Origin of the sequence: Rhizobium sp. NXC24, assembly GCF_002944315.1 — a bacterium.
GTDB lineage: Bacteria > Pseudomonadota > Alphaproteobacteria > Rhizobiales > Rhizobiaceae > Rhizobium.
This window is the reverse complement of record NZ_CP024311.1, coordinates 449,635-467,716: the sequence shown is the minus strand read 5'-3', so window position 1 is coordinate 467,716 and position 18,082 is coordinate 449,635. Positions and strand designations below refer to the sequence as shown.

Sequence of the window (18,082 nt, the reverse complement as noted above, 5' to 3'; positions counted from 1 at the left end):
GGGTTATCCTTTGAAATCGCCTCAGCCGGCCTTGTTCAGGGTCTTTTTCAGTTCGTAAAGCGCGTCGAGCGCGGCGCGCGGCGTCAGATCGTCAAGATCGAGCGCCTTCAGCGCTTCTTCTACCTTGGACGGTCCTCGCCGGCCAGCCACTTCCTCGCGGCGGACGGCGACCTGGAAGAGTGGCAGGTCGTCGATCAACTGGCTCGCAGGGTTCTTACGGTCGGCATCTTCCAGGCGCGTCAAAACGTCGCGGGCGCGCGCCACCACCGAAGCCGGCAGGCCGGCGAGCCGCGCCACTTGAATGCCATAGGAGCGATCGGCAGCGCCCGGCCCGACCTCGTGCAGGAAAATCACGTCGCCATCCCACTCCTTGACGCGCATCGTGGCATTCGACAATCGGCCGAGCTTTTCCGACAACACCGTCAGCTCGTGAAAATGGGTGGCGAAGAGACCGCGGCATCTGTTCGCTTCGTGCAGGTGCTCGACCGCCGCCCAGGCGATGGAGAGACCGTCGAACGTCGCGGTGCCGCGGCCGATTTCATCGAGGATGACGAGCGACCGGGCGGTCGCCTGGTTGAGGATCGCGGCCGTTTCGACCATCTCGACCATGAAGGTGGAGCGGCCACGCGCCAGATCGTCCGAAGCGCCGACGCGCGAGAACAGCCGGTCGACAATGCCGATATGGGCGGAGGCGGCAGGCACAAACGACCCCATCTGCGCAAGGACGGCAATCAGCGCGTTCTGGCGCAGGAAGGTCGATTTACCGCCCATGTTCGGGCCGGTCAGCAGCCAGATCGCGCCATCCTTGCCATCCGCCGTCGGCGACAGATCGCAATTATTGGCGACGAAGGGGCCACTCGCCTGGCGGCGCAATGCCTGTTCGACCACGGGATGGCGGCCGCCGCCGATCGCAAACATCCGGCTGTCGTCGACCAGCGGCCGGCAATAGCCCTGTTCCTCGGCAAGCAATGCCAGCCCGGTCGCGACATCGATTACCGATAGCGCGCGGGCACCGGCTTTGATCGCCTCCGCCTCGGCGACGACGGCTGCGACCATACGGTCGAAGGCCGCCAGCTCGATCGCAAGCGCCTTGTCGGCGGCATTGGCGATGCGGCTTTCGAGATCGGCAAGCTCGGTCGTAGTGAAGCGCATGGCGTTGGCCATGGTCTGGCGATGGATGAAGCGCGCCTTAGCTTCGCCGCTGTCGGTCATCGGCCCGGCATTGCCGGCCGTGACCTCGATGAAGTATCCGAGCACGTTGTTGTGCTTGATCTTCAGCGATTTGATGCCGGTTTCCTCGGCATATTGCAGTTGCAATCCGGCAATGACCCGGCGCGACTGGTCGCGCAGCGCCCGGACCTCATCCAGCTCGGCATTCGCCCCTTCCCGCAGGAACCCGCCGTCGCGTTTCAAGAGCGGCAATTCATCGGCGAGCATGCCGGCAAGTAGCACTTCGAGATCGGCGGGCAAGGCGCGGAGCCCGGCAAGTGCTGTTCCCAGCTCCTCGGGAAGCAACGCAGCCACTAGCAGATCGGCAACGCCGGCCGCCGCAGCGAGGCCCTGGCGGATCGCCCAGAGATCGCGCGGGCCGCCGCGGTCGAGCGCCAGGCGCGACAATGCGCGCGGCATGTCCGGCACGTGTTTCAGCGCTATCCTGAGATCGCTGCAGAGCGAAGGCTCTTCAGAAAGGAAGCCGATCGAATCCAGTCGTTCATTGATGCGCGCCGGATCGGTCAGCGGCGACATCAGCCGCTCGGCAAGTAGACGCGCACCGCCGCCAGTCACGGTCCGGTCGATCGCCCGCAAAAGCGAGCCGTTGCGGTCGCCGGAAAGCGTACGCACCAGTTCGAGATTGGCGCGGGTGGCGGGATCGATGAACAATGTCGACGCGCCGCTTTCGCGCTCCGGCAGCCCAAGTGGCGGCCGCTCGGAGATCTGCGTCTTCTCGACATAGGCAATGGCGGCAGCAGCGGCGGCAAGCTCGGCGCGGGTGAACGAACCGAAGCCATCGAGTGTCGAGACTTCGAAATACCGCGTGATACGCCCTTCGGCACTGGCACTGTCGAAGAGGACCGCCGGCTGCGGCACCGCCGTGCGGCCGAGCACGTCGAAGACCGGCTTCAGCTCGGGATCGTGGAATATCGTATCCGGCAGGATCAGCTCGCGCGGATCGATGCGCAGGATATCGGCGAGCAGCCGCGAGGCTTCGGTTTCCGCCAGACGGAAAACACCGGTGGAAATATCGATCCAGGCGAGCGCCAGTTGCGGCTCCGAGCCGCCGCGAATGCGGGCGAGCGCCATCAGATAGTTGGATTCCGAGGGCGACAGCAGCTTTTCTTCTGTGATGGTGCCTGGCGTCACAAGGCGAACGACATCGCGCCGGACAACCGACTTGCCGCCGCGCTTCTTCGCCTCCGCCGGGTCTTCCACCTGTTCGCAGACGGCGACGCGGAAACCCAGCGAAATCAGCTTCTGCAGATAGTCGTCGGCGGCATGCACCGGCACGCCGCACATCGGAATATCCTGACCCATATGCTGGCCGCGCTTGGTGAGCGTGATGCCGAGCGCGCGCGATGCATCGACAGCGTCTTCGAAAAACAGCTCGTAGAAATCGCCCATGCGATAGAACAGCAGCGAACCGGGATTGTTCGCCTTGATCTCGATATATTGCTCCATCATCGGCGTCGCCGAAGCGCGGCTTTCCTCCGAGGCAAGCTCGGCGGTCGAGAAAGCGTCGATGCTGGCAATTATTCGTTCGTTCACGGAGGTGCAGTTTTTCCCAAAAAATGAGGTGCCACCCTATCCGCGCGCCGCTATAGAAGACAACAGCTATCGGGCAAGAGGGACCGGTCGCCCACAGGAGGTTTGGAGGATACATGCCTGACACCAACAGCACGTCGCGTTCGGGAACGGGGATTACCGATCAGGAAGCGCTCGACTTCCACAAGCAGGGCCGCCCCGGCAAGCTCGAAATCAACCCGACCAAGCCTATGGCAACGCAGCGCGATCTTTCGCTCGCCTATTCGCCCGGCGTCGCCGTTCCGGTAAAGGCAATCGCCGCCGATCCCGGCACGGCTTACGACTACACGTCTCGCGGCAATATGGTGGCAGTCATCTCCAACGGCACGGCCATTCTCGGCCTCGGCAATCTCGGAGCGCTGGCCTCCAAGCCGGTGATGGAAGGCAAGTCCGTTCTCTTCAAACGCTTTGCCGATGTCGATTCGATCGATCTCGAAATCGACACCGAAAATGTCGACGAGTTCATCAACTGCGTCCGCTACCTCGGCCCCTCCTTCGGCGGCATCAACCTCGAGGATATCAAGGCGCCCGACTGTTTCATCATCGAGCAGCGCTTGCGCGAGCTGATGGACATTCCCGTCTTCCACGACGACCAGCACGGCACCGCCATCATCGCCGCCGCCGGCCTGATTAATGCGCTGGAATTGACCGGCCGCGACCTCAAGACCACCAAGCTCGTCTGCAACGGCGCCGGTGCGGCGGCGATCGCCTGCGTCGAGCTGATCAAGGCGATGGGCTTCAATCCGGACAACATCGTGCTCTGTGACACGAAGGGCGTGATCTACCAGGGCCGCAGCGAGGGCATGAACCAGTGGAAATCGGCACATGCGGTGAAAACCGACAGCCGCACGCTGGAAGATGCGATGAAGGGCGCCGATGTGGTTTTCGGCCTGTCGCAGAAGGGTGCCTTTTCCGCCGAGATGATCCGCTCCATGGCCGACAAGCCGATCATCTTCGCCATGGCCAATCCCGATCCGGAAATCACGCCGGAGGAAGTCGCCCGCATCCGCGACGACGCCATCATGGCGACCGGACGCTCCGACTATCCCAACCAGGTCAACAACGTTCTCGGCTTCCCCTATATCTTCCGCGGCGCGCTCGATGTGCGGGCTTCGACGATCAACGATGAAATGAAGATCGCCGCCGTCAGGGCGCTCGCCAGCCTGGCGCGCGAAGACGTGCCGGACGATGTCGTCGCCGCCTATCAGGGCGCGCGGCCGCGTTTCGGGGCGCAATACATCATCCCTGTGCCCTTCGATCCGCGCCTGATCTCGGCGATCCCGGTTGCCGTCGCGCAAGCCGCGATCGAAAGCGGCGTCGCCCGCCGCGCGATGCCGGACATGGCCGCTTATGCCCGCGAACTTTCGGCGCGGCGCGACCCGATCGCCTCGACGCTTGCACAGCTCTACGAGCGCGTACGCCGGCATCCAAAGCGGATCGTCTTCGCCGAAGCTGAGGAAGAGCAGGTCATGCGCGCCGCCTTGTCCTATGCCAACCAGGGGCTCGGCACCGCCATCCTGCTCGGCCGCGAGGACCTTCTCCACGCAACCGCCGACCGCGCCGGGATCGACCTCAACCGGCCAGGCCTGGAGATCGTCAACGCCCGCATTTCCAAGCGTGTTGAGGCCTATATCGACTATCTCTATGCCCGGCTGCAGCGCAAAGGCTACCTGCACCGCGATGTGACGCGCCTGATCCACAACGACCGTAACCATTTCGCCGCCTGCATGGTGGCGCTCGGCGATGCCGACGGCATGGTGACGGGGGTGACGCGCAATTATTCGACCGCGCTCGACGATGTGCGCCGCTGCATCGACGCCAAACCGGGGCACAGGGTCATCGGCGCATCGCTGGTGCTTGCCCGCGGCCGCACCGTCATCGTTGCCGACACCGCCGTGCATGATATGCCGACTGCGGAAGAACTGGCTGATATCGCCGAGGAAGCCGCCGGCTTCGCCCGGCGCATGGGTTATGAACCGCGTGTCGCCATGCTCGCCTACTCCACCTTCGGCCATCCCTCGGGCGAACGCTCCGAACGGGTGCGCGAGGCGGTGAACATTCTTGACAAGCGCTATGTCAATTTTGAATTCGACGGCGAAATGGCCGCCGATGTGGCGCTGAACCGCAAGATCATCGAGACCCAGTATCCTTTCTCGCGTCTCTCCGGTCCCGCCAACGTGCTTGTCATGCCCGCCTTCCACTCGGCCTCGATCTCGACGAAGATGCTGCAGGAACTCGGCGGTTCCACCGTCATCGGCCCGCTGCTCGTCGGCCTCGACAAGCCGGTGCAGATCACCTCGATGGGGGCAAAGGATTCCGACATCGTCAACATGGCGGCGATTGCCGCTTATGGGGCAGGATCGTAATCAACTACGCTGAATAGTGGAGCCGGCGGTCGGAGAAAGGCAATGGCCGCCGGGTCAATTCGGTGTAAAATAGGGAAATGAGTGAAGCCCAGTCCCTTTTCGAAGTGCTGCGCCATTCAGCGCGGCCAGATATTGTCGACGCTATTGAGCAGCTCGTCCGTGACGCGCCCGATCGCAAGCTCAACCGGGTGAACGCGCTTGCCTTCGCAGCCGAGCACGGCTTCGATGAAGAGCAGACCATCAACGCCTTCCTGCATGCGTCTCGCCTCGGCCTCTTCGAGATCTCCTGGAATGTTCTTTGCCCCGGCTGCGGCGGAGTGCTGGATGCCAATACCTCGCTGAAAACCGTTCAGAGCGACACCTATAGCTGCGCGCTTTGCGCTGCCGGCTATGAGCCGACCCTCGACGAGATGGTCGAAGTCACCTTCACCGTCAGCCCGCGCGTCCGCCACATCGAGGCTCACAATCCGCACGAATTGCCGCCCTTCGAATATTTTCGGCAGATTTATTGGGGTTCCGGCGTAGATCTTCCCGACAAGGGTTACGAAGCGAAGGTCGACCAATTCGTTCTGGAGGCGCTGGAACTGCCTGCCGGAGAAAAAGCCGTCGTGTCGCTTCAGTTGCCGGCGGAGTACGTCATCATCTTCGAGCCGGTTACGCATGCGGCTCAATTCGTCGATGTGAAAGGCGAACCATCGAAGGAGCGGCAGACCCTCACGCTCGTGTTCGATCGCATGCACCGGCACAGCGAACCCATTACCTTACGACCCGGCCCTCTGCGCATTTTGATGGAAAACCACACAGAGGTCCGCACGCTGCCATCAATCTGCGTGGCCAATGACGTGCTTCACGGCCTGCTGGGTCAGCGGCGTCCATTTCTGACCGCGAAGCGACTGCTCTCGAACCAAACCTTCCGCGACATCCACCGCACGGACACGATCGACGTGGACCAGCGGCTGAAGATCACCAGCCTCACTTTTCTGTTCACCGATTTGCGCGGCTCGACGGCCCTGTATGAGAGGGTCGGCGACCTTGCCGCTTTCGATCTGGTGAGGACCCATTTCAGCATTCTGCATGAGATCGTTGGTGCAGAGGCCGGTGCGGTGGTCAAAACCATCGGCGATGCCGTCATGGCGACGTTTCCAACTCCCGACCGGGCACTCGCGGCGGCAATGCGGATGCGCGAAGCAATGGTCAGCCTCAACAAGGAGCGCGGCAACGACGATCTTCTTTTAAAGATCGGCATCCACGAAGGGCCGTGCATCGCGGTCAGCTTGAACGAGCGTCAGGACTATTTCGGGCAGACGGTCAACATCGCTTCCCGCGTCCAGCATCTCGCCAATTCGCACGAAATATTCGCCACCGGCTCCGTACTCGACAACCCCCGCGCCAGCGAATTGCTGACGACCCATGGTTTGAAGCCGCAGACCCACCACGTCTCGCTCCGCGGCATTACGGATGAGATTGATATTTTTGCGATTCCCTGAGGATGGCCGTTGCCCGCCCAGCCCGGCTTGCGCCGATCAGCTCGCGAAGCGACCGGCGTCGGCGCCGTAATAGTTGACGTAGCGGTCCGAAATGCTGGCGATCGGCAAGACGATCAACACGTCCGTCGTGTTGAAGGCATGATCGACGACGGCGGTGGAACCGACCATGGCACCGAGACGCAAGTAACCCTTGATCAGCGGCGGCAGCGCCATCAGCGCCTTCTTGGAATTGACCGCTTCGACCGGCATCAGGTCCATGGTGCGGGCAAGCGACGGCAGCGCGCTGACGGCCCATTCATCCTTGGCAATGACATTGTGGTAGAGGAAAGAGAGAGCCAGCGCATGCTGCTCCGGACGGATGCCGGGGAAGGAGGCGCAGCCGAACATGGCGTTCATGCCGTGTTTCAGAGAATAGGCCCAATTGCCCTGCCACAGCAGTTCGACCGTGCGCTTGGTGCGATATTCCGGCAGTACACAGGAACGGCCGAGTTCCATGAAGCGCTTTTCTGGATGGCGAGCAAGCAGAGCGTCGATATCGAATTCCGAAGAGGAATAGAAACCGCCATTCGCCATCGCCACGTCCTGACGCAGCAGGCGATAGGTGCCGACGATCTGGTCTTCCGAATCACCTTCCAGCGAGCGGTCGAGAACCAGCAGATGGTCGCAGATCGAATCCCAGCTATCGATATCGCGCTGCCGACGCATGGCATCGGCCGGGAGTTGCGCATTCATCTCCTCAACGAAGACGCGATAGCGCACCGCTTGCGCGGCATCGATTTCCCGCGCCGTGCGAGCAAGGCGCGTTTCTAGATTTCCGATGCGTCCGAGCACATCGCTGGCAACCGGCGCAACCGTTGCCTTTGAAGACTGAACCATTTCGCCCTGAGCTTCGCGATTCAAAATTTCGATGGACATGGCGACTCCCCCTCTACGGGTTAATATAGGCGCCATAAAGCAAATTCGTGCGACAGGAAAGTGACATGGTGCGTTGCGAAAAGCAAGAACCGTGCCTGTTTCCACCATCGAATTTGGACAAAGCCCTTGTATCCCAGGGGATGCTCTTAAAAGATGCGAAGCGGCTTTTGGCTCAGTTCGTCATCGCGTGGGCGGATAAGGCCGAATCGCGATTCGGGGACATGTTTTCAATCTAGGCGCGTCCGAAAGCCTGTTTCGACAGGCCTTGCACCTCGGCGATCAAGCGATCGGGATCGACCGGCTTGACGATGACGGCATCGGCCCCGGAAAGCAGGGCCTGGCGACGGATGGCGTCGCGGCTGTCGGCGGTCAGCACGATCACAGGCAGCGGCGAAAGGCCGTATCGGCGCTCCAGCGCCCTCAGTTGCGCGAGCATAGCCGCGCCCTCGCCGCCTGGCATGGTGAGGTCGGTGACGACGACATCAGGGCGGTTCTCGCTGTTTTCGGCGCGGGCGAGCAAATTATCGAAATCCTCGACGAGACGAACCCTATGGCCGGCTTTGGCGAGCATGGCGCGCACCAGCATGGCATTGACGGGATCGTCCTCGCCCAAGAGAACGTTGAGGGCGGCATCTGCCGCCTCCGGCGTCACGAGACTGATCTGGGGCGGGCTACTCAGCACATCGCGCTTTTCCATGCCGCGCATGCGGCCGCTCAGCACATCGATCAGCGATTGTTCGCGCAGCGGCCGAATGAGCCAGGCATCGAAGAGATCGAGCGGATGCGTGTTGCGCTCTTCCGGATTGACCAGAAAGATCTTTCTGAGACCGAGCGCAGCAAGCTCAGTCCCTTCGCGGAAATACCAGGGCGCCATGCGATGATCGACAATGATATCCGTCAGCGACATGCCGGCGTCGTGAGGCGCAGACTGCGCCAGGTTTTTCACATCATCGGGACCGATCACGCGGCAGTGGCCGCCGAGCGTGCGGATGGTGCCGGCAATCGCGGTGCTTGCCGCGCCTTCCGGGGCCAGCAACAAGACACGGGAACCTTTGAGCAGTTCGCTGCGCCTAGCCGGCTCGTTCTCCGCAGCGACGACTGAAATCGGAAAACGGACCGTGAATTCGCTGCCCTCGCCCCGCGCGCTGGAAACGTTCAACGTGCCGCCGAACTCGCGCAGGATGCGGGCGGAGATCGCCAGCCCCAGGCCTGTGCCGGCGCTTCTGTCCAACACATTGCCCGCCTGTTCGAACTCGCCGAAGATGCGTGCCTGCTCCTCCTCGGTCATTCCCGGGCCGCTATCCCTGACCGATATCACCAGGTCGTCACCATCGAGGCCGGCGCGGATCAGCACGCCACCGGTCTGCGTGAACTTCACGGCGTTGCCGATGACATTGAACAACACCTGGCGCAGCCGGGCAGGATCGAACTCCATGGTTTCGGGAACATCCGCCGCGACGGTCGCGGCGATCTCGATGCCTTTTTCATGGGCCCGATGGGCGAGCATCTCGACAACGCCTTCCAGCAGCGGCCGCAGATGTTCGGCGCGTGGCCGGAGCTGGAAGCGGCCGACTTCGATCGTCGAGAAATCCAGCAGGTCTTCGACGAGCTGCACCAGGGCATTGCCGGATTGGCGGATGCCGGTCAGGTAATTGGCTTGCTCCAGGGTGAGCGGCGTCTGGGCAAGCAGATGGTTCATGCCGAGAATTCCCGACAGGGGCGTGCGGATCTCGTGGCTGACGGTGGCGAGCAGCCGTGATTTGGCGGCGCTGTTGTATTCCGCCTTCAGCCTTGCCTCCTCGCGAAGGCGCGCTGCCTGCCGTTCCTCGGTGACGTCGCGGGCGACGCTCTGGATTCTCAACTGTCCGGTGGCGGGGTCGCGGAACATGACATCGTGCCATGCGAAGATGCGCGGGCCTTCCGGCGTGGAAATCTCCGCATCCTGGCGCTGGGAATCCGTCGCAACCCGGAAGACAAGACCCGCCTCCTCCAGCGTCAAACCCTCCGGGTTCGACTTGCCGGTCAGGTTACGGAAGGTGGCGTTGGCATGGACGATGCGGCGTTCGATGTCGCGTGTCACAGTGATATCGCCAAGCGCATCGTGGATGGTGGCGAGCAGACTGGTGCTTTCGTTGCTCTCCCAGAGACGGTCATGCTCGTGTTCGCTGAGCGCCAGCATATCCGCTATGACCTTACGGGCAGCATGTCGCCTGTGCAAGACACCAGCGCCGACGATCGCCAGCGCTATCAGTCCCAGCAAACCGGCAAGCGCCAGCGGTCCACCTGCATAGCCGACCGACATGAGCGCCACGCCGGCGATCAAACCGCCACCGTTCAACCAATGGCGGTGCAGCCATAGGGAAAAATCGGACGGCGACGTATCCGGTCTGTTAGCCGGCGAAATCTCGATGGGACCGGTGGCCATGAGCGGCGTGCCGCCCACCGGCCGTTCGCGCGGCGCGTCGTGGTCGTCGGTGGTGGCGGCGACAAGCTTTTCCTGCAGATTTGCCAGAGTGCTCATGTGGCCTTACTAACATGAGCACTGTTCCCGATGCCTTCAGGGATTCGCTAGAATTTTAAGCTTTTGCCTTTTTCGGCAGAAGCAGCTCGTCCAGAATGACGCAACCGGCCCCGACAGTGATGAAACTGTCGGCGAGATTGAAGACGGCAAACGACCATGTTTCCGTATGGAAGAGAATATAGTCGATCACATGACCATAGAGGAACCGGTCGATCAGGTTGCCGAGCGCACCGGCTATGATCAACGCGAAGCCGAGATGGGCAAGCCAGCGATGATTGGGCGTCCGTCGCCAGAGCCAGAGCACGAAAACGACGATGACGAGGCGCATGCCGACGATGAACCAGCCGTCCATGCCCGATAGCATCGAGAAGGCGACCCCAAGATTATAGGTGCGATAGAGCGCCAGCATCGGAATGACCGGCACCATCTCCTGCAAAGGCAGCCAGTTGTCGACCATGAGCTTGACGGCCTGGTCGAGGATGACAGCGGCCACAATGAAAATCAGGATCGGCATGGGCCGGGAAAACAGTGCGGGTTTTACGGGCGCCTGTTCGTTTATCTCGCTGTCAGTCATCGCGTCTCGCTGAGGGTCAGAAGATGGCGGCGGGCTTCGAACAGCATCACCGCCGTCGCCACTGCCAGGTTGAGGCTATCGGCGCGGCCGGCCTGGGGGATGCGGGCAAGCGCATCGGCCTCCTTCGCCAAGGCATCCGGCAAGCCGGACTGTTCGTTGCCCATCAGCAGCACGACGGGCTTCTTCTTGTAGTCGATCGTGCGGTAGTCGACGGCGCCGGCCAGATGGGTGGCGACGACGGAAACACCCGCCGTCTTCTTCCAGGCCAGAAACTCCTCCGGCGTCGCCTTGACGACGGGAACGGCGAAGACCGAGCCCATGGTTGCCCTGACCGTTTCCAGCGAAAACGGGTCCGTCGTCTCGCCAACGAGGATGACGCCAGAGGCGCCGGCTGCATCCGAGGTGCGGATGATGGTGCCGAGATTGCCGGGGTCACGCACGCGATCGAGCGCCACCCAGGTATCGCCGGCTTTCGGCTTGACGTCACGAAGCTGCCGCCAGCGCTGATCGAATATGCCGACCACCATCTGCGGATTGTCGCGGCGGGTGATGGAGGCGATAACCTTTTCGCTGACTTCGAGCACCAGCCCGCCGGCCGCGACGGTCTTGGCGGCCACCTGCTCGACCAGCGGCTTGCCCTTGGCTGCCTTGGCATAGACCAGCGTGCGAATGGTCCAGCCGAGCTCCAGGGCATCAATGACCAGCTTCAAGCCTTCCGCCAGGAAAGCGCCGCTCTCCTCGCGGGACTTCTTATTGGTCAGCGCCTTGATATCCTTGATGATCGGATTGGCAAGGGAGGTGACCTCCTTGACATGTCCGACCTTGCGAGGGCCGTCATTGCGGAAATCATGGTTCATTTGGGCACCCAGCGGCTGAAGAGAGATGTGGAGAGTGCCCGGCCCGGCGTCTTGCCGTCGAGGCCTGCCTCGCGGATCACCAGTTCGCCGGATTCGACGACGCCACCGGCGCCCCGCATGGTTTCGCGCATCAGCTCATGGATCGAATAGAAGCTGGCGCGGATGGAATAGGCAGTCAGCACTAGGCCAAGCGCCTTGGGCGACAGAATCTCGCGGCAAATATCGAGCATCGACGGCAGGTGTTCGAAGAGATGCCAGACCTCGCCATTCGGGCCGCGGCCGAATTTCGGCGGGTCCGTCAGGATGATGTCGTATTTATTGCCGCGCCGTTCCTCGCGCAGGATGAATTTCATGGCGTCTTCGCAGATCCAGCGGATCGGCAGCTTTTCCATGCGGCCGAGCGCCTGGTTTTCCCGCGCCCAGCCGATCGCCTTCTTCGAGGCGTCGACATGGGTGACTTCCGCGCCGGCAGCGGCGGCGACCAGGGAGGCGACACCGGTATAGCCGAAGAGGTTCAGCACCTTCAGCGGCCGCTTTGCGGCTTCGACCTGCTCCTTCATCCAGGCCCAGTGCACGATCTGCTCCGGGAAGACGCCGACATGGCGAAAGGCGGTGAAGCGGCCGAGAAAATCGATGCCGAGCAATTGCAGCGGCCAGGTCTCGCCGAGCGCTTCGCGCGGAAACCGCCAGCGACCCATGCCGTCCTCATCAGTGTCGCCAGTGAAGATCGCATCGGCATTGTCCCAGAGATGGGCGGCAAGCGACGGCTGCCACAGTGCCTGCGCCTCCGGCCGGACGATGCGATAGGGACCGTATTGCTCGAGCTTCAGCCCGTTGCCGCTGTCGATCAGGTGGAAATCCCCGGCGCCCAGCGATTCAAGGATAACGGGCACGCGCTCCACGGGACGCTCACCGTTTCGCACGATCAACGGGCGTTCGGACGCGACCGCGACAGGCGCCGCGCCGCGGGATTCCGACACTCGCTCACCGCTGTCGCGCGCGGCCGGAGCAGACCGCGGGCCGTTATCGCGTGCGGGCTTTGCCGGTGGCTTGCCGGTCTTGAGGGGCGCGTCGCGCCTGGCATCCCTTTGGGGCTTTGCGCCGGGGCCGCCCGCGGCTTTCGAACCGGGCCGGCGTTCCTTCTGTTTCACCATGCTTGTCTCAAAATTGATATGTGCGTGCAAATAGCATCTGGCCGCCACTTGGCAAAGCGCTTTCCGATCTGCGATTATCCCCGGATGAAATGCCAGATCGGGAGGGTTGCGCATGGATATGACCGGTGAAGAACGGATTGCCGCGCCGCGGGACGTCGTGTGGGCCGCGCTGAACGACCCCGATATTCTCAAGCAGTGCATTCCCGGCTGCCAAAGCCTGGAGAAGATTTCGCCGACAGAACTGACGGCAACGGTGAAATTGAAGATCGGCCCGGTCTCCGCCACGTTCAACGGTGAAGTGACGCTCTCCAACATCAATGCGCCGGAGAGCTATACGATCTTCGGCGAAGGAAAGGGCGGCATTGCCGGCTTTGCCAAGGGTGGGGCCGATGTCACTCTGAAGGAGGAAAGCGGCGAGACGATCCTGCATTATGAGGCCAAGGCCCAGGTCGGCGGCAAGATCGCCCAGCTCGGCTCGCGGCTGGTCGATTCCAGTGCGAAGAAACTGGCGCAGCAATTCTTCGCCGATTTCACGGCGGCCCTCAACGGCCAGGCCAGCGCCTGATTGCGATCGTCATCCGACCCGCCATAGACTGCTCATGACGTCAAAATCAGATCTTTGGACCATCCGGCCGGCACGCGAGCGGGATACGGACATTCTCGCCGATATCTATCTGCGCGTCCGTCGCATGACGTTTCTCTGGGTCGACCCCGGCAAATTCCATAGCGAGGACTTCGCCATTCACACGAAAGGTGAGCGCGTCTTCGTCTGCGAGGATCGGAACGGCACCATCGCCGGCTTCATGGCGCTATGGGAACCGGATGATTTTATCCATATGCTCTACATCCTGCCCGCATTCCAGGGCCGGGGCGCCGGCAAGGCGCTGCTTGCCGCCCTGCCGGAATGGCCGAAGCGGCACTACCGGCTGAAATGCCTGGTGAAAAACACGCGCGCCATCGCCTTTTATCGCGGCCTTGGTTTTGCGATCATTGGCGACGGCTCATCGCCGGAGGGTGATTACAAGGATATGCAGTTCGGTGGCGACCAGTCACTTTGACGGAAGTTGGCCGGCGATCTGTTCGGCGCGGTTGCGGTGCTTGTCGGCTTCCGCCTGCCAGCGCACGGCTTCGCGCGACTGACTCCGGGCAAGCTTGCGGTGTTTGCCCTGATTGAACCAGGTGACAGCCGCGCCGACCAACATGCCGATAATCAGGGCCACAAACAGCAGCACGAACAGCGGCGCGCTCAGCGACAGCACCTGATCCTCAGGCCTGAACGGATTGAGCGCAAGCGTGACGGACTGCCGGTTGGCGACGCAGAAGATGATGAGGATGATGCCGAGCGGCAGCAATATCAGCAGGTTGATGATCTTCTTGGCCATTGCGAACGCTCCTTTGTCCAGGCGCATCCGTGCCATGCACTCCTATCGCCTATAGCCGCAGAATAAGAAAGACCGGGCCGAGTTCAAGTGCCACCCGGTCACGGCACAATCATGTCCACCAGGAACATTCGCGAAGAGTACTGGTCAAAACGACGATTAATTGTCGTCTTCTTCGTCACCGGCGCCAGGATTCAGGCGCTCGCGTAGCTCCTTACCCGTCTTGAAAAAGGGAACCCATTTTTCCTCGACGAACACCGTATCGCCCGTGCGCGGGTTACGACCGGAGCGCGAGGGCCGGTTCTTGACGGAGAAAGCGCCGAAGCCGCGAAGCTCAACGCGGTTTCCCGCAGCGAGCGCATCGGTGATCTCGTCGAGGACAGCATTGACGATATTTTCGACGTCCCGGTGGTAAAGATGTGGGTTACGTGCCGCAACAATCTGCACCAATTCCGACTTGATCACGGTTGGCCCCCTTAAATCATTGATTTATCAATTGGCTGCACCCTGCCAAACAGAAAGCAGGCCGTCAAGAAACAACTTCTCTGTCATAATTTTCTGGAGATCCTCTCCCTTCACAAAATCATCATAACCGAGACGATTTAGCAACCAGGAAGCGGCGCTCGGCCAAAAGAAGGATGAGGTTTTGTCCTGTGCCTTCCAATCGATGATCGGCAAGTCCTTTTTGACCTTGCGCGTGTCGAGATAGGCGCGGATTTCGTCCTCGCCGCCGAGGGTGTCGACCAGCTTGTTCTGCAATGCCTGCCGGCCGGTGAAGATGCTGCCGTCCGCAAGCTTCAACACGTCCTCGCGCGGCAATTTGCGGCGGTCGGCGACGAGATCGACGAACCAGCCATAGCTGTCCATGACCATGCTGCGGATCATAGCCTTGGCCTCTTCGCTCGCCGGATGGAATGGCGACGGCTCGGCCTTCAGCGGCGCCGACTTGATCTCGTCCAGCGAAAGGCCGAGCTTGTCGAGCAGGTCTTTCGCCTGCGGATACTGAAAGATGACGCCGATCGAACCGGTGATCGAGGTGTCGCCGGCGACAATATCATCACCCGCCGTGGCGATCATATAGCCTGCAGACGCCGCAACGGTGCGGATATCGGAAACCACAGGCTTCTTCGCGGCAACGGCACGAATGGCCTTGAAGATGCGTTCGCCGCCATAGGTCGTGCCGCCGGTCGAAGAAATCGAGACGATCAGCGCCTTGACCTGATCACTGTCCTGGATCTTCTTCAGCCGCTCCAAAAGCTCGGTGTCATCCTGGATAAGCCCGGAAATCTTGACCCGGGCGATCTGCGGCCCGCGTATGGCGGGCAAATCGCCCGCAGCGAAACTATAAAGCGCAAAGCCGAGCGCCACCAGGAGAAGGACGGCGACGACGCGCCAGAAGCCGAGCTTGCGGCGCAATTGCCGCCGATCTGCGATTGCAGAACTGTCCATGACGCCTTATCTCTCCCCTTGTCATAAATTGGATACACAACGAACCGGATAGACCAACACCATGAAACGGGCATAATCCTTCGCGAAAATCCATCTCGATTTTCGAGATTGTGCTCCAGGCTTTCCATGCGGCGTTTCGTCAGATAGGGCGATGACCGATCGGACGAAACCGCTGCGTATTATATTTTTTTGCTAAAATTGCTTGTTGCAGAAAAAAATCCATATTGGCAAGCCAATGCAATAATGCGAAACGATCTGCCAGGCTTGTTGGCACAGTCTGTGCATGACTCGAACGTGTTTTTCCGGATCAGAGAAGACGGACCTGTTGCATGCTCAATACTATCGAGACCTCCGGCCAGGCGATCGGCTCCGAGCTAGAAAGAAACGCGTATAAGGACGCGATCTTTCATTCCGCGCGCGTGAGAAGACTGAAAATCCTGCTTCCCTTGGCTGCGTTCATCGTCTCGCTGATCTTCATCGCGGTTTCGGTCGTGCGCGCATATCTGCCGGAGAGTATTCAGATCGAAGGCGCGAGGATCGAAGATGGCAAGGTCGTGATGGAGCGCCCTGCCATTGCCGGCCGCAACAAGGACGGTATCAACTACTCCATGCTCGCCGAGAAGGCGCTGCAGGACATTAAGAATCCCAATATGATCACCCTCAAGACCATCAAGGCCTCCATGCCGGTCAACAACCAGGTGATCGCGCATGTGACGGCTCAAAGCGCGGATTTCGACCGCCAGGCCGACACGCTGCAGCTCACCGCACCCTTTACCATTCTGATGGACAACGGTTTGCGCGCCGAATTCAAAACAGCTTTCCTCGACGTGAAGAAGGGTGACCTCTCCAGCCAGGACCAGGTTGCAATCTACAGAGGAGGCATGTCGATTGTTGCACAGTCGCTCAAGATGACGGATAAGGGGAGCGTAATCGTATTCGACGGGCAGGTTCAGATGCATATCGAACCAGCCACACTCCATAATTCAGCTAGCGACCAACAGCCGGGCGGTTCATGACAAACGATTGGCGTCATTCTCTTTTCAACTCTGGCCTGCGCAAGGCCGGCCTCTTCTGCGCCTTCAGCGCACTTGCGATTTTTGCGGCGACGGAAGTCGGCGCCCAGGCAACGACAAGCAACATGCCCGGCCTGAAGCTTTCCAAGGATCAGCCGATCCAGATCGAAAGCGACAAGCTGGAAATCCACGACGCGGAAAGCCAGGCAGTGTTCACCGGCAACGTCAAGGTCGTCCAGGGCACCACGACGATGCAGGCCGGCAAGATGACGGTCTTCTACAAGAAGAAGCAGCCTGCCGACGCCAATGCCAAGCCGGCAACGGAAAATCCGGTCGCAAACGCCGCCAAGCAGCAAAACCAGTCGCTGGTCTCGGGCGACGCCGACATCGACCACATTCTGGTCACCGACAAGGTCTATCTCGTGTCCGGCACGCAGACGGCGACGGCGGATGACGGCTCTTTCGACATGGCCAACCAGCTTGCCATTCTCAAGGGCCAGAAGGTCGTGCTGACCGACGGGCCGAACGTGTTCACCGGCTGTCAGCTCACCGTGCATATGGCCACGGGTGAAGCGCAACTGGATGCCTGCGGGGGTCGCGTCCAGATTCAGCTCGATCCGAAATCGCAGCAAGTGCAGCAGCAACAGCAAAAAAAGAACTGATCCCGGTCTTCTCGTGACGATATCGACCACACCCACCTTGCCCGGCGCGTCCGGATCGAGCACTGCGGCATCCAGCACGGCGGCCGGAGACAAAGCGCGTTATCAGGGCACCCTGATCGCGCGCGGCCTCACCAAAACCTACCGCACGCGGCGCGTCGTCAACGGCGTCTCGCTGGTCGTGCGGCGCGGCGAGGCCGTCGGCCTGCTTGGACCGAACGGTGCCGGCAAGACGACATGCTTCTACATGATCACCGGCCTGGTGCCGGTCGATGAAGGCACGATCGAGATCGATGGCAACAATGTCACCTCGATGCCGATGTATCGTCGCGCTCGCCTGGGCGTCGGCTATCTGCCGCAGGAAGCCTCGATCTTTCGTGGCCTGACGGTGGAAGAAAACATCCGCGCCGTTCTCGAAGTCCATGAAAAGGACAAGAAGAAGCGGGAGCGCAAGATCGACGAGTTGCTGGAGGAATTCCACATCCGCAATCTGCGCACGGTGCCGGCGATCGCCCTCTCCGGCGGTGAGCGGCGGCGCCTGGAAATTGCCCGCGCACTGGCAACCGACCCGACCTTCATGCTGCTCGACGAGCCCTTTGCCGGCGTCGACCCGATCTCGGTCGCCGACATTCAGAATCTCGTGCACCACCTGACGGCGCGCGGCATCGGCGTGCTGATCACCGACCACAACGTCCGTGAGACGCTCGGCCTGATCGATCGCGCCTATATCATCCATGCCGGCGAAGTGCTGACCCATGGCAGGGCCAATGACATCGTCAGCAATCCGGAAGTGCGCAAACTCTATCTCGGCGACAATTTCAGCCTTTAAACAGCTTAGGTTGAACCGGGGCGCTTCTATGCCTTACCACAGGGCGTAGCGCTCCGGAAATTCACCATCCCATCACGGTT

Annotated in this window: 16 protein-coding genes; 7 read left to right on the top strand and 9 right to left on the bottom strand. The window is 61.2% G+C overall.

Going from position 1 to position 18,082, the window contains the following annotated elements:
- Positions 1-21: 21 nt before the first annotated feature.
- Positions 22-2,679, bottom strand: coding sequence for a DNA mismatch repair protein MutS (mutS, locus tag NXC24_RS02310; RefSeq protein WP_245463963.1), 2,658 nt, complete (start codon positions 2,677-2,679; stop codon positions 22-24).
- 197 nt (positions 2,680-2,876) lie between these two features.
- Here mutS and NXC24_RS02305 point away from each other — a divergent pair, with 197 nt between their 5' ends.
- Both NXC24_RS02305 and NXC24_RS02300 read left to right on the top strand, forming a co-directional pair.
- Positions 2,877-5,165, top strand: coding sequence for an NADP-dependent malic enzyme (locus NXC24_RS02305; protein ID WP_104821823.1), 2,289 nt, complete (start codon positions 2,877-2,879; stop codon positions 5,163-5,165).
- Between the two features lie 77 nt (positions 5,166-5,242).
- Positions 5,243-6,652 carry an adenylate/guanylate cyclase domain-containing protein gene (locus NXC24_RS02300; RefSeq protein WP_104821822.1) on the top strand — a complete coding sequence of 470 codons (1,410 nt, stop codon included), beginning with the start codon at positions 5,243-5,245 and terminating at the stop codon, positions 6,650-6,652.
- A 36-nt stretch (positions 6,653-6,688) separates the two neighbouring features.
- On the opposite strand, the gene NXC24_RS02295 is transcribed toward NXC24_RS02300, so the two are convergent.
- The 5 genes from NXC24_RS02295 to NXC24_RS02275 all read right to left on the bottom strand — a co-directional run bounded on the left by NXC24_RS02295 (position 6,689) and on the right by NXC24_RS02275 (position 12,670).
- Entirely contained in the window at positions 6,689-7,528 is an 840-nt protein-coding gene (locus NXC24_RS02295) for a GNAT family N-acetyltransferase (RefSeq protein WP_245463962.1), read from the bottom strand.
- Positions 7,529-7,799: 271 nt separating this feature from the next.
- Positions 7,800-10,088: a PAS domain-containing hybrid sensor histidine kinase/response regulator gene (locus NXC24_RS02290; protein ID WP_104821820.1), complete on the bottom strand. Its 2,289-nt coding sequence runs from the start codon at positions 10,086-10,088 to the stop codon at positions 7,800-7,802.
- Between the two features lie 55 nt (positions 10,089-10,143).
- Positions 10,144-10,662: a signal peptidase II gene (lspA, locus tag NXC24_RS02285; RefSeq protein ID WP_104821819.1), complete on the bottom strand. Its 519-nt coding sequence runs from the start codon at positions 10,660-10,662 to the stop codon at positions 10,144-10,146.
- The gene (locus tag NXC24_RS02280; RefSeq protein ID WP_104821818.1) at positions 10,659-11,519 is read right to left on the bottom strand and encodes an RNA methyltransferase; all 861 of its coding nucleotides are present in this window, start codon (positions 11,517-11,519) and stop codon (positions 10,659-10,661) included. The genes lspA and NXC24_RS02280 overlap by 4 nt, the downstream gene beginning before the upstream one ends.
- Positions 11,516-12,670: a class I SAM-dependent methyltransferase gene (locus NXC24_RS02275; protein WP_199773559.1), complete on the bottom strand. Its 1,155-nt coding sequence runs from the start codon at positions 12,668-12,670 to the stop codon at positions 11,516-11,518. Before NXC24_RS02275 ends, NXC24_RS02280 begins: the two co-directional genes overlap by 4 nt.
- A 115-nt stretch (positions 12,671-12,785) precedes the next feature.
- Here NXC24_RS02275 and NXC24_RS02270 point away from each other — a divergent pair, with 115 nt between their 5' ends.
- Together NXC24_RS02270 and NXC24_RS02265 are read left to right on the top strand one after the other, a co-directional pair.
- Complete coding sequence (locus tag NXC24_RS02270; protein WP_104821816.1) at positions 12,786-13,238, top strand: carbon monoxide dehydrogenase subunit G; 453 nt, start codon at positions 12,786-12,788, stop codon at positions 13,236-13,238.
- Between the two features lie 34 nt (positions 13,239-13,272).
- Positions 13,273-13,731, top strand: coding sequence for a GNAT family N-acetyltransferase (locus NXC24_RS02265; RefSeq protein WP_104821815.1), 459 nt, complete (start codon positions 13,273-13,275; stop codon positions 13,729-13,731).
- Here the strand turns inward: NXC24_RS02265 and NXC24_RS02260 are convergent.
- From NXC24_RS02260 to sppA, 3 genes are all read right to left on the bottom strand, one after another.
- The gene (locus NXC24_RS02260; RefSeq protein ID WP_104824967.1) at positions 13,723-14,055 is read right to left on the bottom strand and encodes a LapA family protein; all 333 of its coding nucleotides are present in this window, start codon (positions 14,053-14,055) and stop codon (positions 13,723-13,725) included. The genes NXC24_RS02265 and NXC24_RS02260 overlap by 9 nt on opposite strands.
- 156 nt (positions 14,056-14,211) lie before the next feature.
- A complete protein-coding gene (locus NXC24_RS02255; RefSeq protein ID WP_004120746.1) occupies positions 14,212-14,517 on the bottom strand; it encodes an integration host factor subunit beta in 306 nt (101 codons plus the stop codon).
- 27 nt (positions 14,518-14,544) lie between these two features.
- Positions 14,545-15,501, bottom strand: coding sequence for a signal peptide peptidase SppA (gene sppA / locus NXC24_RS02250; RefSeq protein ID WP_104821814.1), 957 nt, complete (start codon positions 15,499-15,501; stop codon positions 14,545-14,547).
- 329 nt (positions 15,502-15,830) lie between these two features.
- On the opposite strand from sppA, the gene lptC reads away from it, so the two are divergent.
- From lptC to lptB, 3 genes are read left to right on the top strand one after another with little or no spacing between them, the layout of a single operon-like run.
- Positions 15,831-16,517 (top strand): LPS export ABC transporter periplasmic protein LptC, encoded by a 687-nt coding sequence (lptC, locus tag NXC24_RS02245; RefSeq protein ID WP_104821813.1) that lies wholly within the window; start codon positions 15,831-15,833, stop codon positions 16,515-16,517.
- Positions 16,514-17,176 (top strand): LptA/OstA family protein, encoded by a 663-nt coding sequence (locus tag NXC24_RS02240; RefSeq protein WP_104821812.1) that lies wholly within the window; start codon positions 16,514-16,516, stop codon positions 17,174-17,176. Before lptC ends, NXC24_RS02240 begins: the two co-directional genes overlap by 4 nt.
- A gap of 37 nt (positions 17,177-17,213) precedes the next feature.
- Positions 17,214-18,002, top strand: a complete 789-nt coding sequence (gene lptB / locus NXC24_RS02235) for an LPS export ABC transporter ATP-binding protein (RefSeq protein ID WP_104821811.1) — start codon at positions 17,214-17,216, stop codon at positions 18,000-18,002.
- Positions 18,003-18,082: the final 80 nt, after the last annotated feature.

Excerpts from the sequence above, each read along its gene's own strand:
- NXC24_RS02240 (WP_104821812.1), top strand. The coding sequence starts at position 16,514 with ATGACAAACGATTGGCGTCATTCTCTTTTCAACTCTGGCCTGCGCAAG.
- NXC24_RS02280 (WP_104821818.1), bottom strand. The coding sequence starts at position 11,519 with ATGAACCATGATTTCCGCAATGACGGCCCTCGCAAGGTCGGACATGTC.
- lptC (WP_104821813.1), top strand. The coding sequence starts at position 15,831 with ATGCTCAATACTATCGAGACCTCCGGCCAGGCGATCGGCTCCGAGCTA.
- NXC24_RS02300 (WP_104821822.1), top strand. The coding sequence starts at position 5,243 with ATGAGTGAAGCCCAGTCCCTTTTCGAAGTGCTGCGCCATTCAGCGCGG.
- NXC24_RS02265 (WP_104821815.1), top strand. The coding sequence starts at position 13,273 with ATGACGTCAAAATCAGATCTTTGGACCATCCGGCCGGCACGCGAGCGG.
- sppA (WP_104821814.1), bottom strand. The coding sequence starts at position 15,501 with ATGGACAGTTCTGCAATCGCAGATCGGCGGCAATTGCGCCGCAAGCTC.
- NXC24_RS02270 (WP_104821816.1), top strand. The coding sequence starts at position 12,786 with ATGGATATGACCGGTGAAGAACGGATTGCCGCGCCGCGGGACGTCGTG.
- NXC24_RS02290 (WP_104821820.1), bottom strand. The coding sequence starts at position 10,088 with ATGAGCACTCTGGCAAATCTGCAGGAAAAGCTTGTCGCCGCCACCACC.
- mutS (WP_245463963.1), bottom strand. The coding sequence starts at position 2,679 with ATGATGGAGCAATATATCGAGATCAAGGCGAACAATCCCGGTTCGCTG.
- lspA (WP_104821819.1), bottom strand. The coding sequence starts at position 10,662 with ATGACTGACAGCGAGATAAACGAACAGGCGCCCGTAAAACCCGCACTG.
- NXC24_RS02260 (WP_104824967.1), bottom strand. The coding sequence starts at position 14,055 with ATGGCCAAGAAGATCATCAACCTGCTGATATTGCTGCCGCTCGGCATC.
- NXC24_RS02305 (WP_104821823.1), top strand. The coding sequence starts at position 2,877 with ATGCCTGACACCAACAGCACGTCGCGTTCGGGAACGGGGATTACCGAT.
- NXC24_RS02295 (WP_245463962.1), bottom strand. The coding sequence starts at position 7,528 with ATGGTTCAGTCTTCAAAGGCAACGGTTGCGCCGGTTGCCAGCGATGTG.